This window comes from Burkholderia sp. MSh2 (assembly GCF_000731655.1).
GTDB lineage: Bacteria > Pseudomonadota > Gammaproteobacteria > Burkholderiales > Burkholderiaceae > Burkholderia > Burkholderia paludis.
In genome coordinates, this window is the sequence record NZ_JPGM01000002.1 from 1 (window position 1) to 3170 (window position 3170).

2 protein-coding genes are annotated in these 3170 nt (G+C 64.7%); both read right to left on the minus strand.

Translation table 11 applies throughout. From position 1 onward, the window contains the following. Nucleotides 1–662 (minus strand): TolC family protein (locus tag GQ57_RS01415; protein WP_034196866.1); only part of this gene is annotated, 662 nt, incomplete at its 3' end. After that, a partial coding sequence (locus GQ57_RS01420; protein WP_034196865.1) for an efflux RND transporter permease subunit occupies nt 662–3170 on the minus strand: 2509 nt, incomplete at its 5' end. The genes GQ57_RS01420 and GQ57_RS01415, both read right to left, overlap by 1 nt.

The following is a 3170-nucleotide window of genomic DNA, read 5'->3' on the forward strand; positions in this document are numbered from 1 at the left end:
TCGAACTGCAGCTTCGTCAGGTTGTACGACGCCTGCGCGGTCTTCAGCGTGTTTTCCGTGACCTTCAGCAGGTCGTCGGTCGACAGGAGCGTCAGGTACTGATCGGCGACTTGCGACACCAGCGAGATCTCGCTCGCCTGCCGTGCATACGCGGTCGACAGGTACTGCGCGAGCGCCTGGTCCTTCAGGCTCTGCACGCGGCCGAACAGGTCGAGTTCCCACGACGCGGACAGGCCCACGTTGTAGACCCGCGACAACGTCGCGGGCGCGCCCGCCGACGCGATCCCGGCCGGATAGCGCTGGAGGCTTTCGCTGCCGACGCCGCCCAGCGTCGGGAACAGGCCCGCGCGGGTGATCTGGTACTGCGCGCGCGCCGCCTCGATGTTCAGCACCGACACGCGCAGGTCGCGGTTGTTCTTCAGCGCGATCTCGATCAGCCGCTGCAGGCGCGGATCGACGAAGAATTCGCGCCAGCCGATGGCGGTTGCCGCCTGGCCGTTCGCGCTGCGCGCGCCGGCCGCACCCGGTTGCGTCGCATAGACGCCGCCGGCCGGGTACGCCTGCGCGACAGGCGCGTCAGGCCGCTTGTAGTGCGGCGCCATCGTGCAGCCCGTGGCAAGGAGCGCGACCGCGATTGCAGTCAAAGCGTGTTTTTGCATCATCACTGTCCCTTGTTGCCTTGGTCGCCGTTGCCCGGTTTCTCTTCGTGGTGCGAGTGTTCCTGAGCCAGGCGCAGCGCCTCGTCGGCATCTTCCCGCTCGCCGCTGAACACGGCCCGCACCTTCACGAAGAACATCGGGATCATGAAGATCGCGAGGAACGTCGCCGTGATCATCCCGCCGATCACGCCCGTACCGATCGCGTGCTGGCTGGCCGAACCCGCGCCGTTGCTGATCGCGAGCGGCAACACGCCGAGAATGAACGCGAGCGACGTCATCAGGATCGGACGCAGCCGCAGGCGCGCCGCTTCCAGCGCGGCCTCGATCGGCCCCATCTTCTCCGTCACCTGGAGTTCGCGCGCGAATTCCACGATCAGGATCGCGTTCTTCGCGGACAGGCCCACGGTGGTCAGCAGGCCGACCTGGAAGAACACGTCGTTCTCGAGGCCGCGCATCGTCGCCGCGAGCAGTGCACCGATCACGCCGAGCGGCACGACCATGATCACCGAGAACGGAATCGACCAGCTCTCATACAGCGCCGCGAGACACAGGAACACGACGAGGATCGAGATCGCATACAGGATCGGCGCCTGCGAACCGGACTGGATTTCCTGGAACGACAGGCCCGTCCACGAATAGCCGATACCGACCGGCAGCTTCTTCGCGAGCGATTCCATCGCAGCCATCGCCTGGCCCGTCGACTTGCCCGGTGCGGCCTGACCCTGGATTTCCATGGCCGACACACCGTTGTAGCGTTCGAGCTTCGGCGAACCGTACGTCCAGTGACCGGTCGCGAACGCGCTGAACGGCACCATCCCGCCCGACCCGTTGCGCACGTACCAGATGTTCATGTCTTCCGGCGTCATCCGGAACGGCGCGTCGGCCTGCACGTAGACCTTCTTGATCCGGCCGTCGACGTCCAGGAAGTTGTTCACGTACTGCGACGCCCACGCGATCGAGAACGTCTGGTCGATCGCGGTAGCCGTGACGCCCAGTGCATTCGCCTTCTCGCGGTCGATGTCGACCTTGTACTGCGGCGTGTCGTTCAGGCCGTTCGGACGCACACCCTGCAGCGTCGGATCCTTCGAGGCCATCCCGAGCAACTGGTTGCGCGCGGCCATCAGCGCATCGTGGCCGAGACCGGCGTTGTCCGTCAGCTCGAAGTCGAAGCCGGCTGCCGTACCGAGTTCCGGAATCGACGGCGGGTTGAACGGGATCACGAGGGCATCCTTGTAGCCCGCGTAGCGCCCGAACATCCGGCCGATCAGCGCCTGCACCTTCTGGTTCGCATGCTGACGCTGCGAGTAGTCCTTCAGGCGCACGAACACGAGACCGGAGTTCTGGCCGCGGCCCGCGAAGCTGAAGCCGTTGACCGTGAACGCCGATTCGACGATCTCTTTCTCGTCGTTCAGCAGGTAGTCGGAAATGTTCGCGAGCGTCTTCGCGGTCGTTTCCTGCGTCGAACCCGACGGCGTCTGCACGATCACGAACATCAGGCCCTGATCCTCGTCGGGCAGGAACGACTTCGGCAGGCGCACGAACAGCAGGCCGACCGCGACGATCACGACCAGATAGATGATCATCCAGCGACCCGAGCGCTTGATCACGTGGTGCACGCCGACGTGGTACTTGTCGCGACTGTTGTTGAACGTGCGGTTGAACCAGCCGAAGAAGCCCTTCTTCTCTTCGTGATGCCCTTGCGGGATCGGCTTCAGGATCGTCGCGCACAGCGCCGGCGTCAGGATCAACGCGACCAGCACCGACAGCACCATCGCCGACACGATCGTCAGCGAGAACTGACGATAGATCGCGCCGACCGAGCCGCCGGAGAACGCCACCGGCACGAACACCGCCGACAGCACGAGCGCCACGCCGACGAGTGCGCCGGTAATCTGGCCCATCGCCTTGCGGGTCGCCTCCTTCGGCGACAGCCCCTCTTCCGCCATCACGCGCTCGACGTTCTCGACCACCACGATCGCATCGTCCACCAGCAGCCCGATCGCGAGCACGAGGCCGAACATCGACAGCGTGTTGATCGAGAAGCCCACCAGCGACATGATCGCGAACGTGCCGAGCAGCACCACCGGCACCGCGATCGTCGGGATGATCGTCGCCCGCAGGTTCTGCAGGAACAGATACATCACGAGGAACACGAGCACGATACCTTCGAGCAGCGTCTTGACCACTTCCTCGATCGACAGCTTCACGAACGGCGTCGTGTCATACGGATACTTCACGACAAGGCCATGCGGGAAGAACGGAGCGAGCTCGTCGATCTTCGCGCGTACGGCCTTCGCGGTCGCCAGCGCGTTCGCGTTGGTCGCGAGCTGGATACCGAGCGCCGCGGTCGGCTGACCGTTGTACTTCGTGTCGAAGTTGTAGTTTTCGCCGCCGAGGCCGATCTTCGCGACGTCCTTCAGGCGAACCTGCGAGCCGTCCTGGTTGACCTTCAGCAGGATGTTGCCGAACTGCTCGGGCGTCTGCAGCAGCGTCGATTCGGTGATCGTCGCC